19 protein-coding genes are annotated in these 16,652 nt (G+C 66.8%); 2 read left to right on the plus strand and 17 right to left on the minus strand.

Annotation, left to right across the window (positions count from 1 at the left end):
• The first annotated feature begins 1 nt into the window (after position 1).
• Positions 2-1,234, plus strand: coding sequence for a phospholipid carrier-dependent glycosyltransferase (locus ACTHQV_RS08755; protein ID WP_440489650.1), 1,233 nt, complete (start codon positions 2-4; stop codon positions 1,232-1,234).
• Here the strand turns inward: ACTHQV_RS08755 and ACTHQV_RS08760 are convergent.
• The 6 genes from ACTHQV_RS08760 to ACTHQV_RS08785 form a co-directional block, all read right to left on the minus strand.
• Positions 1,231-2,340, minus strand: coding sequence for a glycosyltransferase family 2 protein (locus tag ACTHQV_RS08760; protein ID WP_440489651.1), 1,110 nt, complete (start codon positions 2,338-2,340; stop codon positions 1,231-1,233). The genes ACTHQV_RS08755 and ACTHQV_RS08760 overlap by 4 nt on opposite strands.
• Positions 2,341-2,445: 105 nt before the next feature.
• Positions 2,446-3,489, minus strand: a complete 1,044-nt coding sequence (gene leuB, locus ACTHQV_RS08765; protein ID WP_440489652.1) for a 3-isopropylmalate dehydrogenase — start codon at positions 3,487-3,489, stop codon at positions 2,446-2,448.
• 72 nt (positions 3,490-3,561) lie between these two features.
• Positions 3,562-4,293: a DNA repair protein RecO gene (recO, locus tag ACTHQV_RS08770; protein ID WP_440489653.1), complete on the minus strand. Its 732-nt coding sequence runs from the start codon at positions 4,291-4,293 to the stop codon at positions 3,562-3,564.
• Between the two features lie 43 nt (positions 4,294-4,336).
• Positions 4,337-4,858 (minus strand): hypothetical protein, encoded by a 522-nt coding sequence (locus tag ACTHQV_RS08775; protein ID WP_440489654.1) that lies wholly within the window; start codon positions 4,856-4,858, stop codon positions 4,337-4,339.
• Between the two features lie 117 nt (positions 4,859-4,975).
• Positions 4,976-5,887 carry a GNAT family N-acetyltransferase gene (locus ACTHQV_RS08780; protein WP_440489656.1) on the minus strand — a complete coding sequence of 304 codons (912 nt, stop codon included), beginning with the start codon at positions 5,885-5,887 and terminating at the stop codon, positions 4,976-4,978.
• Positions 5,884-6,837 carry a polysaccharide deacetylase gene (locus ACTHQV_RS08785; protein WP_440489657.1) on the minus strand — a complete coding sequence of 318 codons (954 nt, stop codon included), beginning with the start codon at positions 6,835-6,837 and terminating at the stop codon, positions 5,884-5,886. Before ACTHQV_RS08785 ends, ACTHQV_RS08780 begins: the two co-directional genes overlap by 4 nt.
• Positions 6,838-7,336: 499 nt before the next feature.
• On the opposite strand from ACTHQV_RS08785, the gene ACTHQV_RS08790 reads away from it, so the two are divergent.
• Positions 7,337-7,507: a hypothetical protein gene (locus ACTHQV_RS08790; protein WP_440489659.1), complete on the plus strand. Its 171-nt coding sequence runs from the start codon at positions 7,337-7,339 to the stop codon at positions 7,505-7,507.
• Positions 7,508-7,510: 3 nt separating this feature from the next.
• Here the strand turns inward: ACTHQV_RS08790 and ACTHQV_RS08795 are convergent, their stop codons facing one another.
• The 11 genes from ACTHQV_RS08795 to ACTHQV_RS08845 all read right to left on the minus strand — a co-directional run bounded on the left by ACTHQV_RS08795 (position 7,511) and on the right by ACTHQV_RS08845 (position 16,633).
• On the minus strand, positions 7,511-7,717 hold the full coding sequence (locus tag ACTHQV_RS08795) for a type II toxin-antitoxin system CcdA family antitoxin (protein ID WP_440489660.1): 207 nt from the start codon (positions 7,715-7,717) through the stop codon (positions 7,511-7,513).
• Positions 7,695-9,626 (minus strand): excinuclease ABC subunit UvrC, encoded by a 1,932-nt coding sequence (uvrC, locus tag ACTHQV_RS08800; protein WP_242116130.1) that lies wholly within the window; start codon positions 9,624-9,626, stop codon positions 7,695-7,697. The genes ACTHQV_RS08795 and uvrC overlap by 23 nt, the downstream gene beginning before the upstream one ends.
• Before the next feature lie 42 nt (positions 9,627-9,668).
• Positions 9,669-10,658 carry an oxidoreductase gene (locus ACTHQV_RS08805; RefSeq protein WP_440489661.1) on the minus strand — a complete coding sequence of 330 codons (990 nt, stop codon included), beginning with the start codon at positions 10,656-10,658 and terminating at the stop codon, positions 9,669-9,671.
• 1 nt (position 10,659) lies between these two features.
• Positions 10,660-10,959 carry a hypothetical protein gene (locus ACTHQV_RS08810; protein ID WP_440489662.1) on the minus strand — a complete coding sequence of 100 codons (300 nt, stop codon included), beginning with the start codon at positions 10,957-10,959 and terminating at the stop codon, positions 10,660-10,662.
• Between the two features lie 368 nt (positions 10,960-11,327).
• A complete protein-coding gene (locus ACTHQV_RS08815) occupies positions 11,328-12,269 on the minus strand; it encodes an alpha/beta hydrolase (protein WP_440489664.1) in 942 nt (313 codons plus the stop codon).
• Between the two features lie 463 nt (positions 12,270-12,732).
• A complete protein-coding gene (locus ACTHQV_RS08820; protein WP_440489666.1) occupies positions 12,733-13,515 on the minus strand; it encodes a DUF4349 domain-containing protein in 783 nt (260 codons plus the stop codon).
• Between the two features lie 392 nt (positions 13,516-13,907).
• Complete coding sequence (locus ACTHQV_RS08825) at positions 13,908-14,228, minus strand: DMT family transporter (RefSeq protein ID WP_440489667.1); 321 nt, start codon at positions 14,226-14,228, stop codon at positions 13,908-13,910.
• A 125-nt stretch (positions 14,229-14,353) separates the two neighbouring features.
• The gene (locus tag ACTHQV_RS08830) at positions 14,354-14,986 is read right to left on the minus strand and encodes a F0F1 ATP synthase subunit B family protein (RefSeq protein WP_440489668.1); all 633 of its coding nucleotides are present in this window, start codon (positions 14,984-14,986) and stop codon (positions 14,354-14,356) included.
• Positions 14,979-15,470, minus strand: a complete 492-nt coding sequence (locus tag ACTHQV_RS08835; RefSeq protein WP_440489670.1) for a F0F1 ATP synthase subunit B family protein — start codon at positions 15,468-15,470, stop codon at positions 14,979-14,981. The genes ACTHQV_RS08830 and ACTHQV_RS08835 overlap by 8 nt, the downstream gene beginning before the upstream one ends.
• Before the next feature lie 110 nt (positions 15,471-15,580).
• Entirely contained in the window at positions 15,581-15,808 is a 228-nt protein-coding gene (locus ACTHQV_RS08840; RefSeq protein WP_055998526.1) for a F0F1 ATP synthase subunit C, read from the minus strand.
• A gap of 39 nt (positions 15,809-15,847) precedes the next feature.
• The gene (locus ACTHQV_RS08845; protein ID WP_440489671.1) at positions 15,848-16,633 is read right to left on the minus strand and encodes a F0F1 ATP synthase subunit A; all 786 of its coding nucleotides are present in this window, start codon (positions 16,631-16,633) and stop codon (positions 15,848-15,850) included.
• Positions 16,634-16,652 lie beyond the last annotated feature (19 nt).

Genomic DNA, 16,652 nt, shown 5'->3' on the forward strand with positions numbered 1-16,652 from the left:
CATGCTCTCCCGCCTGCGCGATCGCCCCTGGACCACCGCGCTGCTGATCGGCGTGGCGGCGCAATTGCTGTTCGCATGGGGGCTCGGGCGGCCGGGCAGGCTGTCGTTCGACGAGGTGCATTACGTCCCCGCCGCGCGGATCCTGCTGACGCTCGCCTATCCGGCCAATCCCGAACATCCACTTGTCGCCAAGGAATGGATCGCGCTCGGCATCGCGCTGTTCGGCGACACGCCATGGGGCTGGCGGATCATGGGGACGCTGGCCGGGACCGCGACGGTGTTGGGCGTCTTCGCGATCCTGCAACTGCTGTTCCGGCGGACGCATTTATCGGCGTTCGGCGCGGCGATGGCGATCCTCAACCAGACCTTGCTGGTCGAGGCGCGGACCGCGATGCTGGAAGTCTATCTCGGCGCGTTCGTGACGCTCGGCATTGCCGCGCTGCTCTGGTCGATGCGCGGGCGGGCGGCATGGCGGTTGACGCTGGCGGCACTGCTGTTCGGGCTGGCGGTCGGTGTCAAATGGGCGGCGGTGCCCTATGTCGCCGGGGCCGGGATGCTGCTGCTATGGGGCAAGAGCGGCGGACGCGATTACTGGCCGGGGCTGCGGCTGATCCCGGCGCTGGCGATCCTTGGGGTCGTCAGCATCGCCACCTATTTCGCGACCTTCGCCCCGGCCTTCTTCTACGCCTCCGAACCGCTGACCTTCGCACGGCTGCTGCCGTTCCAATGGGACATGTACCAGCGCCAAACGCAGATACTGGCGGCGCATCCCTATCAATCGAGCTGGTGGAGCTGGCCGTTGCTGGCGCGACCGATCTGGTATTTCTACGAACCCGATGACGGGGTGCAGCGCGGCGTGCTGCTGCTCGGCAATCCGGCGATCATGTGGGGCGGATTGCTGGCGGTCGCGGTGTGCCTGTGGAGCGGGTGGAAGCGGCGGGCACCGGCGCTGCTGGGGGTCGGGCTGCTCTGGGTCGGGTCGCTCGCGGTCTGGGCGGTGATCCCCAAATCGCTCGGCTTCTATTATTATTACCATCTGTCGAGCATCTGGCTGTGCCTCGCCCTCGCCGCCGCCTTCCATGCCCATGCCAAGGGCCGCCTCGCCCGCGCCGACGAATGGTTCGCGCTGCCCGCGATCATGCTGTTCGTCTATTTCTACCCGATCCTCTCGGCCGCCCCGCTGTCGGGGCCGCAGGCGTTCAATCGCTGGATGTGGTTCGACAGCTGGCGTTAGGCCGCCCGCCGGCCATACCGCCCCCAGGTAAAGCGCGACGACAGCGCGAAATTCCACACTGCGCCGACCGCGATGCCCGCCAGCGCCGGCAACGCCCATGCGCCCCCGCGCACGTCGTATAGAAATGCCGCTAGCCCGACATTGGCCACCGCCCCGACCGAACACACCGCACAGAACGACACCCAGCCATCGACCAGCGCCCGCGCCCCGCGCAGCCGCCGGTCGCGATAGGTCAGATGGTTGTTCAGGAAAAAATTGAACGTCATCGCGACCATCGTCGCGGCGATCGTGGCCGCCACGAACCCGCTGCCCAACTCCAGCAGTAGCCCCAGCGCCGCCAGATGCAAGATCGCCCCCGCCGCGCCGATCGCCGAGAACATGACGAAGCGCACCGGCACCACCCGCCCGAACATCCGGTCGTAGAGCGCGATCAAATATTCGAGCGCGACGACATGGTCGAGCTTGCTCTCCCCCACCGCGCGGGTGCGGAACACATAGGGCAGTTCGACGAAGCGCAGCGGCTCCGGCGCGGCGGTCAGGATGTCGAGCAAAATCTTGAACCCGATCCCCGACAGCCGCGGCGCGACCGAGCGCACCACATGGCTGCGGATCATGAAGAAGCCGCTCATCGGATCGGACAGATCGGCCTTCAGCACGCGCCGCGACAGGCGGGTGGCGAGCGCCGATTTGGCGACGCGATCGGCGTCCCACGCCCCGGTCCCGCCGCCCGCCACGAAGCGCGAGCCGACCACCAGATCGAGCGCCGGATCGTTCGCTAGCGTCGCCGCCATGCGCGGCAACAGCGCCTCGTCATGTTGCAGGTCGCCATCGATCACCGCGACCAGTGGCGCGGCGGTGGCGCACATCCCCTCGATACAGGCGGTCGACAGCCCACGCCGGCCAATGCGCTGGAGCACGCGGATGCGCGGGTCGCGCCGGGCGAGTTCCCGCACCACATCGGCGGTGCCGTCGGGACTGTCGTCGTCGACGAAGATCGCTTCCCACGCGAGGCCGGCCAATGCCGTGTCGAGTGCCGCGACCAGCAACGGCACGTTGCCGCGCTCGTTGAAGACGGGAACGACGATAGCGAGATCGAGGGTAGTCATAAACGCACTACCGTACCCCCGCGCAGGCGGGGGTCCAGAGCCACAGGCGATGTCTTTCGCGGCACTGGATCCCCGCCTGCGCGGGGATACGATAGCGCGTAAGGATCACAATGCCGCCAACACCGCGTTCGTCATGTCCTCGGTCGTCGCGCTCCCGCCCAGATCGGGCGTCCGATGCCCCGCCACCAGCGCCGCCGTCACCGCCGCCTCGATCCGGTCCGCAGGGTCGGCCTGCCCCAGCGAATGGCGCAGCATCATCGCCGCCGACAGGATCGTCGCCAGCGGGTTGGCCTTGCGCTGCCCGGCGATATCGGGCGCCGAACCATGGATCGGCTCGTACAAGCCTTTCTTGTCCTGGTTGATCGCGGCCGAGGGCAGCATACCGATCGAACCGGCGCACATGCTCGCCTGATCCGACAGGATGTCGCCGAACAGGTTGCCGGTGACGATCACGTCGAACTGCCCCGGATTGCGCACCAGCTGCATCGCGGCATTGTCGACATACATGTGCGTCAGCGCGACATCGGAATAGTCGGCCGATACCTCGATCACCACGTCGCGCCACAATTGCGAGGTCTCGAGCACGTTCGCCTTGTCGACCGAACACAGCCGATGGTTGCGGGTCCGCGCGGTCTCGAACGCGACGCGGGCGATGCGCGCCACTTCGGCCTCGTCATAGCGCATCAGGTCGTGGCCCTCACGCAGCCCCTCGGCAGTCGTGCCGCGGCCCTTCTCGCCGAAATAGACGTCGCCGGTCAGCTCGCGCACGATGACCATGTCAATCGCGGCGGCGACCTCGGGGCGGAGCGCGGACGCATCCTCCAGCCCCGCGAACAGCTTCGCCGGACGCAGATTGGCGAACAGCCCCAATGCCTTGCGCAGGCCCAGGATCGCCTGTTCGGGACGATGTTCGCGCGCGACATTGTCGAATTCCGGATCGCCGACCGCACCGAACAGCACCGCATCGGCGCGCTTCGCGAGATCAAGCGTCGCCGGTGGCAGCGGATGGCCATGCGCGCGGTACGCCGCGCCACCGACCGGCGCTTCCTCGAACGTCAGGTTCAGATCGAGCGCGTCGAGCACCCGGCGCGCCGCCGCCACCACTTCCGGTCCGATCCCGTCGCCGGGCAGTATCGCGATCAAGGCCATTGCGTCATTCCTGTTTCGCGCACGAAGATTGCGCGTTTCGTCGGCCAAAGCCCCTGCCCCAAGCCGGGCGGGTCACGCAACCGTCCTTTTCAATCGCTCCACCAGCCGCTCGCGTGCCGCCAATACGTCCTGCCCCCTGCCGCCCAGCAGGTCGCGCGACAGGAAATGACCCGACAGCGCGAGGCCGTCGAACGTCGCCTCCCAGCTCGCCGGCCCACCCTCCGCCAGAAACGCCGGCAGTGCCAGCAGCCGGTGCTCCAGCCCGACCGCAGCCCCGCGCGACACCGCGCCGCCGCTCCTGGGGCTGACATGGGTCAGGTCATCGCGCACCCCCGTCGCAACACATTCGTCGAGCGCCAGTCCGAAGCCCAGTTCGGACAGGATCAGCAACTCGGTCCGCACCAGCGCCCCGATCCACGCCCGCGCCGCCGGGGCCGCGGCGATCGCCGCGAACAGCCCGTCGAGCGCGGCATGAATGCGCGGATAGGGCTGCGCCTCGGGCAGGGCATAGGCGGTCAGCGCACACATCCAGTCGATCGCCGCCGCCGGCACCGGCTCGGCAAACAACGGCGCCCGACTCTCGACCAGTTCGACGGTCAGCGCCGCCAACTGCGTATCGCTCCGCGCCCGCCAGTCCCCCCGCACGATATTGCCGGGTTGCAGCACCGGCCGGATCGCCCGGCTCCGCCCGCCGCGGACATAGCCCGGTTGGACGCCCGCCTGCGCGGTCAACGCTCGCACGACCGCGCCATGCTCGCCATGTGGGCGCGCAGAGAGGAGGATGGCGGTGGTGTTGAGGTGCATGGGGTTGGTTTAGCAGGGTTTGATACCATGCGGGTTAGGAGTATCAGAGATAGCTTTGTAGCGTTTTGCAGTATCTCGCGTGCTTGTCGATATCGACAAGTATCCATTTCGGAAGAGGACCGACTGCGGTTACGTGGTCAACGTAAAACTGCTCGGTCGCAAATCCAGTTTCTCCGTACGAACCTGCGGTTCGCGTTCGCCAACCCACCAACTGCACAGATGCCCCATTCACGCACTTTTCTGCCCAAGACCGCCTGATCTGTTTCGAAAGGCTTGAAGGAAAATCGCCGAACCATAGCGAAATAGGAACCGTCGCGCCCGGTATGGCAAGGGATGAACCATGATCGCTCGAGAAAACGACTCCGTTGATTGTTTCGAGTTCACCCAAGATGACGCAGTGAACTGCATTACTCGGAATCCCTTCTGGCCGAGAAAAGTTCGGCAATCCCGCCTTGCAAGCCAACTCTAGAACTTTTGGCCGATCAATTGCATACCAGATAACGCCGGCCAATATCACTAGAGCTACGATCACCCCGAAGCTCAAAAAGAGACGTTTAGCAGCCATATCGCATACTGTCCGAACTATCGGTCAGCTGCAACGCTGCCGTACCGAATGCTACTCGACACGCTTTACGTTGATTTGAGGTTTAGGGCCTTCACGCTAGCTTCGATCGCAATGAGATCAACCACGACGTACCCTACTCACCAACCTATCAACCACCGGCCAGTCCCGCGCCCGCTTCACCCGCTCGACCACTCCATCGAACGCCTGCAACGCCCGCACCACCGCCCGATTGGCTCTACTGTCGCGCAACAACAGCAGGTCGACACACACCGTCCCCCCGGTCGCAAACTGCCGCTTATGCTGCCCTTCGCCTTCGGTGAAATCGAACCGCAGCGCCGCCGGCTCGGCGAACAGCGTGCGGAAGGCTTCCATGTGCAGGACGCTGCCCGGCGACCATTCGCCCCAGCTCGGATCGTGCCCGACATAGTCGTAGCGAACATCGCCCCCGCTCATCGGGCAATAGAGGTACGCGATCGGCGTGCCGCCTACGAACAACAGCCAGCCGAACGCCTCGCCTCGCGCGCCCTTGCCCTGCATCACCGCGCGGAACGGCACATCGGCCGGCAGCCCGGCGCCGAGCAGCTTTTCCTGGTAGGTCCGCTCGGCCACGCGGCGCGCGAGGCCATGAAACTCGGCCAGTTCCTGCGCGGTGCGATAGGTGCGGATGTCGAGCGCGCCTTCGTTCACCTCGGCCAGCTTCTTGCGCTTGCGCTTAAGCGAGGACCGCGCATTGCCCGACAGGCCCGCGAACCACGCATCGAACCCGATCGTGAGGTCGGTGTAGTAGCGCGTATAGCGCTGCCGCACGAACACGATCCCCGCCTCCGCAACAGCCGCCGGCATCAGCGGCTCGGGCAGCGAGGTCACCGACCAGCCATCCGCGCCCTTGGGCAAGGGCGGCAGCACCGGCACCTCCCCCGCCAGCACGTCGTGCAACTCCATCGGCACGCGCACCAGCCGCCGCCGCACCGAAAACAGCGTCCGCGCGCCGATCTGGAACCTGATCGGCCAGGGCTGGACCTGCGTCACGCGGCGCGCTCCTCGATCCAGTTCGACCAGAGCTGTTCGGCCTGCCGCCACCGCGTCCGCAGCGCACTGGCCGGCAGCGGCCGGTCGTCCTGTCCCAGCCGCAATGCCGGACGATCGCGGAAATGCGTCGTCGGCAGGCGATCGGCGTGCTTCGCGAGCGTGCGGCACAGCGCCTCGAACCGTCGGACATGGACCGCGTTCGCCCGCGTACCGCTCCGGTTGGCGAGTTCGAAGCCATGGCTGACGATCGTCACCGCGGCATGGTTCTGCGCGGCGGCATGGGCCAGTGCCGCGCGCATCTCGGCCGCCGACAGCGCGCAAATCTGGAAATGCCGCCGCCCGCCGCCCGGCATGGCGATGGTCGTCACCGGCACCTCGATCAGCCCGCGATGCGCGACCGGCGCGATCACGTCGGGCAACAGCGCGATCATGCTCGGCCATGGATGGTGCGCGCCATTATGGCTGCTGTCATAGGCGAAGCCGAGCGCTGCCAGCGCATCGAGCGTCACGTCGTTGGCACTATAGCTGCCCGCGCGAAACGCGACCGGATCGGGCGCCCCGGCGGCGCCCAACAGGTCGCGCGCCTCGCCCAACAGGTCCTGCTGTTCCTGCCGCGACAGGTCGACCAGTTCGAACACATGCGCCCGGCGCCGGTCCGCCAGCGCCGCCCCCGCCCAATTGGGATGCAGGTGCAACTGCACCTCCTGCCCCGCCGCCAGGATCGCCTCGACGGTCGGCGCGATCGCCGCCATGCCATAGAGCCGCGCCGGCAGCGGATCGACGAAGAAACATGCCTTCAGCCCATGCGCGCGCAACCGTTCGAGCTGCCACGTCACCCCGACCCCGGCGGGTTCGAGCGACCGCTGCACCACGGTATCGGCCGGCAGATCGGCGGCATGGTGCCGCCACATCAGTTCGGTATCGATCGTCAGGAAGACGGGGGTCGTCATGCTGCTGTCCTGCCCGTGGCGCGTAAATATCCGATGAAATGACCGGCGGTCGTCAGCAAGGTCAGCACGCTGCGGACCGATCGAGCGTTAACCATCCATCCCCGCACATCGGCTGGCATTCTGCGCAGATTCCGCGGGCAAGTCCCGCAATTTGCCCGGTTTCGTTCCTTCCATTCCGGGAACAGGATCGTCGGCCGATCCGTTACGCGGCCGAATTAAGAGCGTGATGACATGATTTTGACCCATCGTGACGGAGCGAAAAAGGCTGCGTGGCAAGGAGCGAGCGGGGCTTTGCCCCCGAGACCGACGAGCAACGCTGCCACGCAGCCATTTTCGCCCGCCGCCATGCGGTTGCGTTGGGGCGCTCGCCGGACGTCGTCAGGAAGCTTGCCCGGGCCGATAGCCCGCGCTGCGCGTCCTTCCTCGCCGGCAAACGCCCCAACGCAATCCCGATGGGTCAAAACCATGCCATCACGCTCTAAACCATATCGGGGGCAGAATGATCGACGATATCGACCGGACCGACGCGATTTTCCTCGTCGCGCAACATGGCCGCAACGCGTTGCAGGTTGCCGCCGCACAGACCGCCGGCGCGCTTGGCCGCGGCGACCGGGGCGAGGCGCAACGCTGGCTGGCGATCCGCAGTTTCCCTGAACGCGCGATGGCCTAGCGATCACCCACCCGGCGGCGACCCGGCCCAGTCGTTCCACTCCGCGATCGCCGCCGCGCTCTCCGCCCGCTGCGTCGCCAGCGCCGCTTCCTCGATCGCCCGCGCCAGCGCCGCGTCGCAGGTCGCAACGACATCCACCCCCGCCGCCCTTGCGCGCGCCAGCAGCGCCGCGTCGAGCGCGACCGGCTCAGCGGGCGTGGAAATAGTCATACACCCCCTGCGCCATCGCCTTGCTGACCCCCGGCGCCTTTTGCAGATCGGCGAGGCTGGCATTGCGCACCGCCCGCGCCGTGCCGAAATGCATCAACAGCGCTTTTTTCCGCGCCGGCCCGATGCCCGGCACCTCGTCGAGCGGACTGGCGCCGATCGCCTTCGACCGTTTGTCGCGATGCGCGCCGATCACGAAACGGTGCACCTCGTCGCGCAGCCGCTGGAGATAGAACAGCACCGGCGAATTGACCGGCAACGTCAGCTCGCGCCCGTCCATCAGGTGGAATACCTCGCGCCCGTCGCGGCCATGATGCGGCCCCTTCGCCACGCCGACCATGCACACATCCTCGATGCCCAGATCCTCCAGCACCGCCTTGGCCGCGCTCAACTGCCCCTTGCCGCCGTCGATCAGCACGAGGTCGGGCCAGCCATTGCCGTCGCGATCGGTCTCGCGATCGGGATTCTCCTCCTGTGCGCGGGCGAAGCGGCGGGTCAGCACCTCCTTCATCATCGCGAAGTCGTCGTTGGTCTGCGCCTGCTTGATGTTGAACTTGCGATACTGGCCCTTGCGGAACCCTTCCGGCCCGGCGACGACCATCGCCCCCAGCGCATTGGTCCCCTGGATATGGCTGTTGTCATAGACCTCGATCCGGTCGGGCGGCCCTTCCAGTTCGAACAATTCGGCGACCTCGCGCAGCAACCGCGCCTGCGTGGTCGATTCGGCGTTACGCCGTTGCAGCGCCTCCTCGGCATTGCGCTTCGCCTGATCGAGCAGCCGCCGCCGCACGCCGCGTTGCGGCACCGACAGTGCGACCTTGAACCCGGCACGCTCGGCCATCGCCTCGGCCAGAACCTCGCCTTCCGCCAGTTCGCGATCGACGAAGACGTTGCGCGGCGGCGGCACCTCTTCGTAGAATTGCATCAGAAAGGCCGACAGCACCTCATCCTCGGGCACGTCATTGGTATGCGCCGGGAAGAAGCTGCGATGCCCCCAATTCTGCCCGCCGCGAATAAAGAACGCCTGGATGCCTATCACCCCCTCCAGACACGCCATCGCAAAGACATCGGCATCACCGACGCCGTCCGCGTTGATCGCCTGAGACCCCTGAATGAACGTCAGCGCCTTCAACCGATCGCGCAGCACCGCGGCCAGTTCGAAGTCCATCGCCTCCGCCGCCGCCTGCATCTGCACGCCCAGCTTCGCCTGCACCTTGGTCGACTTGCCGGCCAGAAAGTCCTTCGCATCGGAGATCAGCTCGGCATAGGCCGCCTGATCGATCCGCCCGACGCACGGCGCCGAACAGCGCTTGATCTGGTACAGCAGGCACGGCCGGTCGCGCGTCTTGAAGAAACCATCGGTGCACGACCGCAGCAGGAACAGCTTCTGCAACGCGTTCAGCGTCTGCGTGACCGATCCGGCGGACGCGAACGGACCGTAATAATTGCCCTTCGCCCGCCGCGCGCCGCGATGCTTCTGGATGCGCGGAAAGTCGTGATCCGCCCGCAACAGGATGAACGGAAACGACTTATCGTCGCGCAGCAGGACGTTGTACGGCGGGCGATAGCGCTTGATCAGCTGCGCCTCGAGCAGCAGCGCCTCCGCCTCGTTATTGGTCGTGACGATCGTCATCGACCGCGTCTGCGCGACCATCCGCTGCAATCGCTTGGTCAGGCGCGACACCTGCGTATAGTTCGCCACGCGGTTCTTCAGCGCCCGCGCCTTCCCCACATACAGCACCTCGCCGCGCGCATCCTGCATCCGGTACACGCCCGGCCGCACCGGCAATGTCGCCAGCACGTTGCGGATCGCGGCGATCCCGGCATCGATATCCGGCGCGTCCGACCCGCGCACGGTGAAGCTGGCCTTGTCCTCGTTGAAGCGATTGGGCGCGTTGGGTGTTTCCGACATCGCCGCCGATTTAGGGAGTCGGGTGGAGTTGCGCCAGACGGCTTAGCCCGCCCGCGCCGCCGCGATCACCCGCAACCCACGCACCGCGTCGACCGGATCGACCGGCACCGCGCCGTCACCCCGGACCGCATCACGCATCGCCCGGTAATAGCCGCGCCAGTCGCCCGCCTCCGACCGCACCGGCCGCGACGCGCCCTCACCATCGGTCAGCACGCCCCATTGCGCCTCGGGCTCGATGCCATAGCCGCTGTCGGTCGGCATCCCACCGGCGCGCAGCACTGCCTCCTGCGGATCAATGCAATATTTGACGAAGCTGCCCTTGGTCCCGTGCAGCGCGAACCGGGGCCGGGGTGCTGCGACCAGCGATGCCGACCCGATCGTCACCCGCCGCGCGCCGTAGCGGAGCACAATCTCGAAATAATCGTCGACGCCAGCGGCCGGCCGTTGCTGCGTCACGTCACCCGCCACCGCATCGGGCATGCCGAACAGGCGGATCGCCTGATCGATCATATGCGGCCCCAGATCGTTGAGCAGTCCGCTGCCCGGACCGCCCTCCTCCCGCCAGCCGGACTTGATCGCTGGGCGGAACCGGTCCCAGCGGAACTCGGCCAGCATCACCTCACCCAGCACATCGTCGCGCAGCAGCCGCTCGACGGTCAGGAAGTCGCTGTCCCACCGACGATTGTGAAAGACGCTGAGCAACCGCCCGGCGCCACGCGCCAGCTGCACCAACGCCACCGCATCCTCGTCGTCGATCGCCAGCGGCTTGTCGACCACGACATGCCGCCCCGCCGCCAACGCCGCCTGCGCCAGCGGCGCATGGCTGTCGTTCGGCGTCGCGATCACCACCAGGTCGAGGCTGTCGTCGTCGATCAGCGCCTGTGGATCGGCATAGCGCTTCGCCGTCGGGAACCGGTCGGTCGACCGCGACGTCGCGATCGCCGCCAGTTCCATACCCTCGACGCATGCGATCAACGGCGCATGGAATGACGCGCCGGCAAGGCCGAACCCGATCAGGCCGACGCGCACCATCTCAGCCGAGCTTCGCCAGTTCGGCGGCGACCTTCGCCACCTGTTCGTCGGTGATCCGGCCATTGGCATAGGGCTGGACCTGCTTCAGGCTCATCCCCTTGAACATCGCATAGGATTCATGCGCCAGCATGCCCGGAAAGGTCGCGTCGAGGATCGCCTTGCCCTTCGGGTTCGCAGCAATGCTCTCGATGCTGCTGTCGATGGTCAGTTTCGCGGCGGCCGGTGCCGCCGGAGTCGGCGCGGTCTGTGCGGTTGCAGCGATCGGCATCGCCAGCAGCGCGGCGGTCAGGAGCAGTTTCATCGGCAATCCCTCCATGGGCCTGGTCGCCCGCACAAGGACTTAGCGCCCCGGTACACGATCGCCAAGCGGCGGCGGTCGCCGGTGGCTGTGCACGAAACCTGTCCCGAAATGAACCAGCACCGCCCCGTTCGACGACGCCGTCACCTCACCGATACGCGTGCCGAACTCGACCCCCGCCTCCGTCGGAGTAACGCAAGAAGGAAAGATTCACGGCCGCGCCGAACGCCGTTTCGCCACCGTGCCCCCGCGCAGGCGGGGGCCCAGGGCCAAGCAGAACAAAGGATTGCGCATGTGGCTCTGCGTCCCCGCCTTCGCGGGGACACGGCGCGGCGGACGTTTGCAGGGGTGGAAAAGCCCCCCCCGGCGCCCTACCCCCGCTTCATCCAGCCATGCATCTCCATCCACTTGGCAAACGCGTCGAACCACCCGGTGCTGGTCGTCGTCTTCTGATACATGCCGAACCCGTGCCCACCCTGTTCGTACAGGTGGAACTCGACCGGCCGCTTCGCTGCCTTCCACGATTCGATCAGCCCGAATCCGCCATTGGCGAAGAACGGATCGTCCGCAGCCAGTGCGACGAACAGCGGCGGGGCATCGGCCGGCACGCTCGACGCCGCCAGCGGGCCATAGATGTCGCCGATGAACGCCGGCTTCGCCTCGTTCGACGACAGCGTCGTCGCCATGGTCAGCATCGCGCCCGCCGAGAAACCGATCATGCCGATCCGGTTGGGATCGATCTTCCATTCGCCCGCACGCGAGCGGACCAATGCGAAGGCGGCATTGGCATCGGCGATCTGTGGCGCCAGCGCGTTGGCCGCCGCCGCCGGGTTCGGCCGCGGCGGCCGCTGTGCCGTCGCGGAGAACATCGCCGTCATCGACTTTTCGAACCCGGCCATGTCGGCGGGCGTCTGGTTCAGCCGGTATTTCAGCACGAACGCCGCCACGCCGCGCGCGGCCAGTGCCTTGGCCACGTCCCAGCCCTCATTCTGCATCGACAGCGTGCGGAATCCGCCGCCCGGCGCGACGATCACCGCCGTGCCATTCGCCTTGGCCGGATCGGGCAGGAACGGCGTCAGCGTTGCGTCGGTGACGTTGCGCGCGAACACGCTGCCATATTGCTGATGCCATGCCTCGCGCGCCTTGGCGTCGGGCAGCGTCCCCGTCTTGAGCGGGATCGCGTTCGGCTGCGCGGGAATCGCGATCGGCTCCATCTTGTCGCTCTGCGCCAGCACCGGCGTCGCCACCGCGATCATCGCCCCGCCGACGATCCACGCCAACTGCCGCAGACGCACCTGTTTCCTACCCAGCATGACCATCCTCTCCCTTTGTTATCAGGCGAGTATCCGCGCGGTCGTGCCGCTTGTCCAACGATTCTGTTAGCGGTAACGGCCGGAGTGGATCGGTTGTCGGTTGTCTCGGTGCGGGTCCCGCTGCAAGACCTGCGTGATCTTAATCGCGATCTCCATCCGAAGCCCCGCCGCTTCGCCTTCGGTCGCAAATGCACCGCCCGGATCGGGTTCAACCCACGGCGCAACGTGCCTGTATAGCGCAGCACATGGCTGGCCCGCCGCAGGCGAGACCTACGAACATCCTCTACCTGTCGCCGAACCCTAATGTGCCCCCGCGAAGGCGGGGGTCCAGGGCCAAGCAAAACCAAAGCTTGCGTGTGACACCCTGGGTCCCCGCCCGCGCGGGGATACAGCAGACGTTCGCAAAGGCACCGATCAAATCTAATCCGATGCCCGGACCAGTCGCGACCCGCTTTAGATCACGTCAATCCTGCCCGACCTTCTCCATACCCGCCGGATCGACCCTCCGCCGCCACGGCAAGCGCCAGCCGCGCCGCCGCGCCAGTCGCCGCAATCCCCACAACAACGGTAACCCGACCACCACCCATGGCAGCGCCGCGACCAGAAACGTCACCAGCGCCGCGACGCTGGTCGACAGCGTCTGCCCGGCATCGGCGATACTCGCCCGCACCGGCGACGTCCCGCCCGGCGTGTCGTCGAACGCATAGCGGATGGTAATTTCCGACATCGCGACACGCTGCGCCAGCGCCGCGCGGGTCGCCCTGGCCGCCTCCAGTTCCTCATTGGTCTTGGCATAGGCGCTCTCGGCCGCGACCAGTTCGCCGACCTTGCCATTGCCCGACCGGATGATCGTCAGCAGTCGCTCGGCGAGCGCCTGTTTGGCGCGCACGGCGGCTTCGGCATCGATCACCTGCCGGGTCACGTCCTCGGCCGCGACTTCGCGGCGCGACGGGCGGGCGCCCTCGGCGGTAGCGATCGCGTCGAACCGGCGGATGGCCGCCTCCGCCTGCCGGGCATCGATCATCAGTACCGCTTCGTCCGAGACGACATGCTCACCCGGTCCCGGCGTGTTGAGCGTCGAATTGACGATCAGGCAGCGCGCGGTCCCCAACTGCCGGCAAAGCGCGAGTTGCCGGCCCTGCACCGCCGCGACGGTCGGCCGGTCAAAGGCATAGCCGATGGTATAGCGATAGGCGATTTGCGGGCCGCCCTTCGCCGCGACCGCCATTTCGAAAGACGGTTCCACATCATAGAGGACCGTGTCTTGCTTCGTCGGGGTCGTGCTACCGCACGCCGCAAGCAGCACCGTGACGCCCCAGATACCTGCCCGCCACCGCATCGACCCGCCCTCCCGCTTGGGGGTCGAGCATGACGGATCGCCCGGCACGCGGTCAACGCGCCACGTCCGTGTCAACTTCCGCCGCCGAACGTCAGCTTGGCATTGCGCCCGAAGGCGGCGGACGACGCCTTACCCGAGACGAATGACGCAAAGGAACACCGCTATCCACCTGTAATCACGCAGCTAAATTCGCTGCTTTCCTACACCGAACCCTCGCCCTAAACTCGCGACGTTCTTTGACATGACCGGACATCCGGACCTTTCGAGCGTCGCACAGGTGTAACCTTCGTCACCTTCGCTCACCCCTGCGCGAACAATTTGGTGCCGACCACCCCGACCACGATCAGCACCATGAACCCCGCCTGCAACGGCGCGATCCGCTCGCCGAACAGCACCGCCCCGCCGATGATGACGCCGACCGCGCCCAGCCCGGTCCATACCGCATAGGCCGTTCCTGCCGGAATGCCGCGCATCGCCAGCGCCAGCAGCCCCATGTTCACGAACGACAGCGTGATCGGCACGGCGGATGCAACCAACGTCGCCTGCCCCGCTGCCCATTTCAGGCTCAGCGCCCAGATGATCTCGCACACGACCGCAACCGCCAATATGGCCCAAGCCATGGCGTTTCTCCTGCGGGCTCGGTGATGGGAGGGCGCGCCGGAAACCCGAAAGAGACGCCACCCCAAAACGCGAAACGCCGCCCTGCCGGTTCGGCAGAGCGGCGTATCCGCGTCGATGAAGTCAATTAGTTCAGCCGGTTGCCACCCAGACCGGCGATGGTCCGGTCGACTAGCGCGCGATCGGCATCACCCGACAAATGCGTCGCGATCAACGCGGTCGCAGCCTTTGCGGCGGCATCGGCGGCGGTCGCGCGGACCTCGGCGATGGCAGCGCGCTCGGCGGCGGCGATCTTGTCGGTCGCCATCTTGGCCCGACGCTGGGTCAGATCGGCGGCATCGGCTTCCGCCTTGGCCAGCAGCCCCTGCGCTTCGGCTTCGGCATGGGCGACCATTTCGGCCGCCTGCGCCTCGATCCCGGCGATCTTCGCGGTGTACTCGTCACGCAGCGCCTCGGCCTCGGCCCGCAGCTTGCGCGCCTCGTCCAGCCGGGTGCGGATCACCGCGATCTGCCCGTCGAGCAGCCGGCCGATCACTGCCGGCACGCCCTTCACGATCAGCACGATCAGGAACAGCAGCATCGCCGCACTGACCCACGCCGTGCCGTCCAGGCCCAGCGCGGTCGGATCGGGATGGTTGGCGGCGGTGGTGCTGCCATGCTCGCTCTCGACCGCATCCACGCCGGTCTTGGGCAGACCTTCCTCGTGGATCGCTTCGTTCAGCGTCGGGCTGACATGTGCAGCCGCATTGGGATTAGCCATGGAGCACCGCCCTTACCGCGCCCTGCGCGTCCTGTTCGCTGACCTGAACGCCCGACACGCGAGCGACGATCGCTTGCGCCGCTTCGGCAGCGACCTGTTCGACTTCGGCCATCGCCGCGCTGCGCTGGGCGGCGATATCGGCTTCGGCCTGGGCGACGCGCGCCTGCACATCGGCGTTGGCGGCGGCCAGACGTTCGGCGGCGGCGGCGGCACCCTTGGCGCGCGCCTCGGCCAGCAGCTTTTGCGCCGCTTCTCGGCTGGCATTTTCGCGGGCACGCCATGCCGCTTCGGTGGCGTCGGCGGCATTGCGGGCCTGGTCAGCGGCGGCCAGATCGGCAGCGATGCCCTGATCGCGCTTGTCGACGGTGCCCTGCACCTTGGGCACCATGCCGAGGCCGACGACCAGGAACACGATGCCGAAGGTCAGCACCAGCCAGAAGACCTGCGACCCCCAGGTCGCGGCGAGCTGCTCGATTTGCGGCATGAAACGTCCCGTATTGGTCTGGTCGACCGGACGCCATCGCCCGGCCGAAACCGGCCCGTCAAGGGCCGGAAGTCCGGCGCGGGCAAACCCCCGCGCCGGGCGTCACGCAGTTACGCGACGAAGATCAGCAGCACCGCGACGACGAACGCCAGCAGGCCCAGAAGTTCGGCGGCGGCGAAGCCGATGAACATGTTGCCCTGCTGGCTGGCAGCGGCCGACGGGTTGCGCAGTGCGCCCTGCAGGAAAGCGGCGAAGACGTTGCCCACGCCGAGTGCCGCGAGGCCGGCACCGATGGCGGCCAGACCGGCGCCGAGGAACTTGATGGCGTCTGCTTCCATGTCGAAAACTCCCTTGGAAAAACTGTGTTTGGGTTGGGATCAGTGATGGTCGTGCAGGTGCACGGCATCGTTGATGTAGAGCGAGGTCAAGAGCGCGAAGACATAGGCTTGCACGCCGGCGACCAGCATTTCGAGGGCCGACACGCCGACCATCAGCGCGAAGCTCGGCACGCTGACCAGCACGCCGATGCCCGCACCGGCGGCGCTCGAATTGATGATGAAGCCCGCCAGCACCTTCAGCAGAATGTGGCCCGCAGTCATCGCCACGAACAGTCGCAGGGCGAGGCTGAACGGGCGAACCATGAACGACACGAACTCGATCGGCGCGACCAGCAGCAGCACCGGGATCGGCGTGCCCTTGGGCGCGAACAGGCTGAAGAAGCGCAGGCCGTGCTTGAACAGGCCGACGATCAGCACGATCGAGAAGCTGGCGATGGCGAGGACGCCGGTCACCGTGAAGTGGCTGGTGACGGTGAACGGGTGCAGCCCGACCAGGCCGAAGGGCAGCAGTCCGACGACGTTCGCGAACAGGATGAACATGAACAGCGAAAAGACATAGGGCAGGTACTTGCGCCCCTCATGCCCGATATTGGCGGCCAGCAGCTTGTCGATGAAGCCGGTGAAGCCCTCGACCGCCATCTGCCAGCGACCGGGCACCTGCTGCTGCTTCATGCCGCCGATCATGAACACGAACAGCGCGACCGCCGCGACGATCATCCACAGTGCCGAATTGGTGAACGGCAGGACGGTATCGCCGAGCGGAATGTTGAAGATCGTCTGCACCTCGAACTGGTGCATCGGATCGATCTTGCCTGCCTGCGCCACGTCGCTTCGCCCCGATATG

The organism is Sphingomonas sp. SAFR-052, assembly GCF_051965015.1.
Taxonomy (GTDB): domain Bacteria; phylum Pseudomonadota; class Alphaproteobacteria; order Sphingomonadales; family Sphingomonadaceae; genus Sphingomonas.